The sequence below is a fragment of the Clostridium thailandense genome (assembly GCF_019207025.1).
In the GTDB taxonomy this organism is placed as follows: Bacteria; Bacillota; Clostridia; order Clostridiales; family Clostridiaceae; genus Clostridium_AM; species Clostridium_AM thailandense.
In genome coordinates, this window is the sequence record NZ_JAEEGC010000241.1 from 1 (window position 1) to 6313 (window position 6313).

The following is a 6313-nucleotide window of genomic DNA, read 5'->3' on the forward strand; positions in this document are numbered from 1 at the left end:
CTTTGATAACTCGCTGTGCTCAGTCGGACCAACTTATCAATTACCATTGATAAGTTGCTCGTTAAAAGTCATTTAGACTTTTAACCAATCAAATCTTCTAAGCTTTTTCAAAAATATGAGCTAAGACTTGTGGTAAAAGTATTTAAATGTGTCTTACAAAATGTAAATATATCCCTGCGTATAAGTTAAGTGTCTGGTGTGGCTATCTATAATAGTGTGACACTCTCCATTACTTTTTTTTGTATATTAAATAAAAATATTTTTTTGATGCTTCTACCAGGTCATAATTTCCTCCTGTTGAACTCCAGCTTACAGCTAATCCCAAAAATGCAGATGCAAAACAATATGATAAATCTTCAGGGGAAATATTGGCATCAATTTCCCCTGCTTCTTGTCCTTTACGCGTATATTCAATAACTATTTGTCGCAATCTTTTCAAATTAGGATCAAAATCATTTAACACAAAACTGAACATATGATTTTGCTGTTCCATATCAATTATAATTAAATTTTTTAATATATCTGCATTCAAATTTGCAATACCGCTTATATAAATTTGCTTTACTTTCCAACACTTACCAAGCCATGTCGTTTCTTTATCTATATCCTTTAAAGTATTTTCTATATTTTCATCAACTAAAGAAAAATGATCTAAAAGTAGAGTTTTTTTTGAATCATAGTGATAATAAAATGTCCTTTTTGTAATATTGCAGCTTTCACAAATTTCATTAATAGTCACATTTTTAAACCCATTTTTTTTGAAAAGTTCAATAGCTTTAACCAAAATTGTATGTTTTATATTTTCTATCACTTTTATCCCTCCGATGCTTATATGCTATTATATCATACTTGTTAAAACATATAAATTGCTATTTGTGAAAGTATTGACATAAAGTATACCGCAGTGTACAATTAAGGTATACCACGGTAACAAAAATTTCAACTTAATAAGAGAGAGGTGCTTTTTATGAAAGGTAAAGTTGATGCATTGTTTCAACCTATGAAAATAGGTACAATGGAAGTAAAAAACCGAATAGCAATGGCTCCAATGGGTTCACATGCAAAAAATCCTGATGGAAGTTTTAATCAACAAGGTGTGGATTTCTATGTTGCACGTGCTAAAGGCGGTGTAGGATTAATTGTGACAACAGGTATAGCATGCCAGAATAAACTAGACTCAATGCATGCTACATTGTCAACAGCAGGTGATGCTTATATAGAAGCTTCCAAAAAGCTTACCGACGAAGTCCATAAGTATGGTGCTAAAATTATAATTCAAATAGCAAATGGTGCTGGCAGAAATCGCAAAGAGGGTTTCTTTATAGATAATGACCCTATTTCTTCATCAGAAAATCCAAATGTCTGGCATCCTGAAATGATGCATCGTGCATTAACAACAGAAGAAGTTCAATTTCTTATACAATCTTATGCTGATGGTGCTTATGCTGTAAAACAGGCAGGCTTTGATGGGGTAGAAGTTCATGCGCTTCATGAAGGGTACTTAATGGACCAATTTTCTATGGAATGTACTAATCGTCGTACAGACCAATATGGAGGAAGTTTAGAGAACAGACTTCGTTATGCTACAGAAACAGTAAAAGCAATAAAAGAGAAATGTGGAAAAGATTTTCCTGTTTTGATAAGATATAGTGTTAAAAGTTATATGAAAGGATTTGGTACTGATAAAGGTGCCCTTCTTGGAGAAAAATTCGAAGAATTTGGCCGTGATTTAGAAGAGAGTGCTAAAATAGCAAAAATTCTTCAGGATGCTGGTTATGATGCTTTAGATGCAGACAATGGCACATATGAATCATGGTATTTTGCACACCCACCAGTATATATGCCGAAAGCATGTAACTTGGCAGATGCTCAATATATAAAACAGTTTGTTGATATTCCTGTTATATGTGCAGGCAAAATGGATGATCCTGAAATATCAGCCGAAGCTGTTGCAAGTGGAAGTATAGATGCTATTTCTGTTGGACGAGCGTTGCTTGCTGACCCTGAATGGGTAAATAAAGTACAAAGTGAAGATTTAGATGATATAAGACCTTGCATAGGATGTCACGCAGGATGTTTGGAAAGATTTTTCTCTGGAAAGTATACTTCATGTGCAGTTAATCCACAAGTTAACATGGAAAGAGAATATGAAATTAAGCCTGCTGATATTAAAAAGAATATTATGGTCATCGGCGGCGGTATAAGCGGTATGGAAGCTGCAAGAGTCAGCGCACTTAGAGGGCATAAAGTAGATTTATATGAACGCACAAATAGTCTTGGCGGTGTTTTCATTCCTGCTTCTTCTATGAGTTTTAAAGAAGAAGATAAAAAGTTAATAAGATGGTATGAGAAACAACTTAAAGATACTGGTGTGAATGTTCATATGAGCACAGAAGTAAATGAAAACGTTATTGAAGCTTCTAAGCCAGATTCTATTTTTGTAGCAACTGGTTCAACTGCAAGAAAACTAAATGTAGATGGAGCAAATTCAGAAAAAGTTATAACCGCAGTGGAAGCATTATTGGAGACAAAACCAATCGGTGATAAAGTGGTTATTATAGGCGGCGGACTTACTGGCGTTGAAATTGCGTATAGCCTAACAAAAGATAAAGGAAAACAAGTTGAAATACTTGAGATGCTTCCTGACATTTTACAAGTACAGGGCTTAAATGCAGCCAATAAAATGATGCTTCAAAATCTTATATCTTCTCATAATATTGGTGTTCATACTAATACAAAGGTTATCGCAATCACATCGAAAGGTGTACAGTTTGAAGAAAACGGTAAAACTGTTGAATTAGATGCCGATACAATTATTACAAGTATTGGATACATCAGTGATAGATTTTTATATGAAGCAATAAAAGATTGTGGTGCAGAAGTAAATTTGATTGGAGATTCATCAGAGGTATCTAATCTAATGGGAGCTATTTGGGATGCATATGAAATTGCTATGGCAATTTAAAAAAATATATAATAATTTTTTAGAATATAAGATACAAAAATGTTTCATTTTTCATCTGTCAAAAGATTTATCACTTAAAATGAATTGGACAGTTAAATTTTCATGGATTAGCTTATTGTGGGCGTCTATACATCAAAGTAGGAGAGGCAAATTGGAGAAAGGGTAAGTTTTATTTTATGGAGAAGAAATTATAGACAAGTATTTGTATAATTGAGAATTTATATTAGTAGCAAGTGAGTCGAGTGTGGAAAAAATTCCAAATTAGATTTCTTGTGAGAGAGGCTCACTTGCTAATTTCTTTGAATCTTCAGATTGCTTACAGCCAATCTTTAAATTTATCTAATTTATCTTTGAGCAGTTTCTTTTCATTTTTCTTTTGCCATTCGTTAAAACTTGCTAAGCCTATTAATATAAAACCAGATATTATTAAATAAGCCCACCAAGGTAAACTTCCCCAAAATGGTTTAGTCTGAATCAATATATTAAATGTCAAGGTCAATATTCCTACAAAGAAGTAACATCTTATTCTATATTGCATACCAACAATAATAGAAAATATAGAAAGTATTCCAAATATAATAGCAGTGTAGCTTGAATTCACAGCGATTAATAATCTTAAAGAAACCAGTCCCAATATAAGCCATTGAACCTTGTAAGCTATTTTTTTATCATTCTTCCATGCACTATTTATAATAAGTTCTGCTAGAAGCATCCAAGGCACGTAACAGGCTATACAATAGTAAAAAGAACTATGGGTCATATATTCTCCTATTAGTAGATAGTACGGTATCAGTGAAGATACTATAGATAATGAGAGAATAATACTTTTAATTAAATTATCAGATACTCTTTTTACTTGTGAACTTAATAAGTATATAAGTAGTAATCCAGGAATAAGTCTATATATTAAACTCATGTTACGAGCGTGTTCCCATATAATGGGGTACATAAGCAATGCAGCAGGGAAGTAGAAATCAATAAAGGTAAACTCTCGTTTTTTCATAATGTATAAATCCTTGGAGAGTAGTTCACCAGCGAACTTAAAGATAATTAATACTGCTACTAGGATTAGTATTGCAATAGTTTCGTGATTTGGAATTGTTAATCCATGAGTAAATCTATTAATGGCATATATTAAGGGGACTAACGAAATAAGATTAAACATAGACCAACTTCTTTTGTGAAGAACATATAATACTGTTACGGCAAGGATTACTACTTTTAATAATTCAGTAGTTCCAAAAGGATAAATAAGGTTGAATAGATATTGACTGCAAACTCCAAAAACTATGAAGTAATAAGAGATTCTATCTTTCCAGATTCCTTTTGAGAAAAACCATAGAATAAAGATAATATATGAAGTTAACACCATAATATTTTCTAAACCAATTGTAATATGGGTATTGAAAGACACTAAGGAACTCACAATAGGGGTAATGTTAAGTAAAATTAAATATAAGAAGGTTTTTATCTCAAATTCCTCTTTCATACTCTTCAGTAATAGGAATAATAACAAGCTTAAAATAATTGCTTCTAAGCCTAATTTTATATGCTTATTTCCAATCGCTGCTGATGCCATACACATATACATCATTACCAAGGAAGTTGCCATACTGCTTGTTTTTAAGTGTAGGGTATATTTATAATTATTTTTATAATATAAGAAAAAGAATATTATTGCTGATAGTATAAACATATAGATTCCAAACATATTTGAAGAATCTCTAAGGATCTTATATATGGGATATGACGTATTAATAAGTAAATATGAATAATATCCTGCCGCCATTAATAATAGTAATGCGGGGTAACTTAAAATTTTACGCTTATAAGATAGATAAGACATATTTATAAATAGCAGCATATATGATATTAAAAGTATAAGGTATTCACGTTTATAGCTTTGACTAAATATTAATAGTAATACAGCGAAAAAGGAAGTGATAATTGGAATATATTTTACTAACTCTTTTGATAACAGGCTTAATTTAGAATTATCCTTAATTTTATGATATAAGAGTATTAATAAACTACAATATAAGATCATTCCTAAAAAGAATATTTCCCTAGTATTTTTAATTTGCAATACTATAAACATCATGGTTACTGTATTTGCAACCATAGTAAACCACATAAATAATTTAGAATTTAGTTTGAAAGCATTAGCTGTATATAGGGCAGTACAAATAATGCTGCCTAGTATACCTAGGACATATCTACCGCCGCCATGAAAGGATAGCCATGATCCAAAGAGTTCAAAATAACCAGCAGATAATATAGAAATAGGTAAAAACAATGCTGATAAACTTAAAAATGCATATGCAGTTTTATGAATTTTAAGCACTTTCTCTGAAACAATACTCATTCCATAGAATAAGAAGCAAACCATAAATATGAGCATTGTTTTCATTAGGCTGCTCATAATATCCCAGGTGCTTGTTGCTAGGATTACACCTCCAAGTAAAAGAAGAATAACACCTACAATCATAATTATTGATATATTTCTTTCTCTTATTTGTTCTGGTGAAACTACAGGCTTAGGTTTTTGTGGTGATATATTATTTGATAATTGATGAGAGGGCTCCTGTATCAATTGTTGAGAATAATCATGGTCATATTCATCATATGCCTGCTTTATAGTATTAAAGGTGTCATCATTAATATAATTTAATTGCTTTAATTTAAGGGCTTCAGACTTAAAAGTTGCAGATCTTCTTTTATGATCATTCAAATTATCCATAGAATCATCCCCTTTTTAACATTATATTATTGGGTCAATGCTTTTTTTGCCGTAATTTTAAAGTCGTTATGACTTTGATGGATAAAACTTCTCTTATAATGTAATTTTACACTATAAGAGAAGTTTTGTAAATAGGTACACTTCTTGGAGTATTTTGGATAAAGGTTAGATTTGCAATATGCTTTCAACAAAATTCATAGTAATGTGATACCTTTGTCACAATTATGTAATAAATATTTTATAAAATATAATTATTAACAACAAAAATTTAAAAAAAGGTGGAATTTAATATGGATAATAGATTGTTAAATAAATTGAGAAATATAGCAATGATGGTGGAATGGAGAATATTAGATAAGTATATTTACGTTCCTAGAGTTAAAGTTAGGGTTAGACCTGAAGTAACAGAAACAGTTATAGATAAACAAGGCCGACACTTAACTTATGCTCCGGGATATATTTACATCCTTTCAGCACGATAAATACTTTTGACAAGTCTAAAGCCCATATTTTTAAAAAAGCTAAGAATCTTTGATAACTCGCTCTGCTCAAACAATCAAATCTTCTAAGCTTTTTCAAAAATATGAGCTAAGACTTGTATCAAAAGT

At 31.1% G+C, this 6313-nt stretch carries 4 protein-coding genes; 2 read left to right on the forward strand and 2 right to left on the reverse strand.

Translation table 11 applies throughout. The features are described from left to right. Nucleotides 1-229: 229 nt before the first annotated feature. Nucleotides 230-811, reverse strand: a complete 582-nt coding sequence (locus I6U48_RS29160) for a TetR/AcrR family transcriptional regulator (RefSeq protein WP_218324021.1) — start codon at nucleotides 809-811, stop codon at nucleotides 230-232. Between the two features lie 156 nt (nucleotides 812-967). Here I6U48_RS29160 and I6U48_RS29165 point away from each other — a divergent pair, with 156 nt between their 5' ends. Next, the gene (locus I6U48_RS29165; protein WP_218324022.1) at nucleotides 968-2965 is read left to right on the forward strand and encodes an oxidoreductase; all 1998 of its coding nucleotides are present in this window, start codon (nucleotides 968-970) and stop codon (nucleotides 2963-2965) included. A 316-nt stretch (nucleotides 2966-3281) separates the two neighbouring features. Here the strand turns inward: I6U48_RS29165 and I6U48_RS29170 are convergent, their stop codons facing one another. After that, entirely contained in the window at nucleotides 3282-5705 is a 2424-nt protein-coding gene (locus tag I6U48_RS29170) for a hypothetical protein (RefSeq protein ID WP_218324023.1), read from the reverse strand. A gap of 290 nt (nucleotides 5706-5995) precedes the next feature. Here I6U48_RS29170 and I6U48_RS29175 point away from each other — a divergent pair, with 290 nt between their 5' ends. Beyond that, nucleotides 5996-6187, forward strand: a complete 192-nt coding sequence (locus I6U48_RS29175) for a hypothetical protein (protein WP_218324024.1) — start codon at nucleotides 5996-5998, stop codon at nucleotides 6185-6187. The last annotated feature ends 126 nt before the right edge of the window (nucleotides 6188-6313 follow it).

Excerpts from the sequence above, each read along its gene's own strand:
- I6U48_RS29175 (WP_218324024.1), top strand. The coding sequence starts at position 5,996 with ATGGATAATAGATTGTTAAATAAATTGAGAAATATAGCAATGATGGTG.
- I6U48_RS29170 (WP_218324023.1), bottom strand. The coding sequence starts at position 5,705 with ATGGATAATTTGAATGATCATAAAAGAAGATCTGCAACTTTTAAGTCT.
- I6U48_RS29165 (WP_218324022.1), top strand. The coding sequence starts at position 968 with ATGAAAGGTAAAGTTGATGCATTGTTTCAACCTATGAAAATAGGTACA.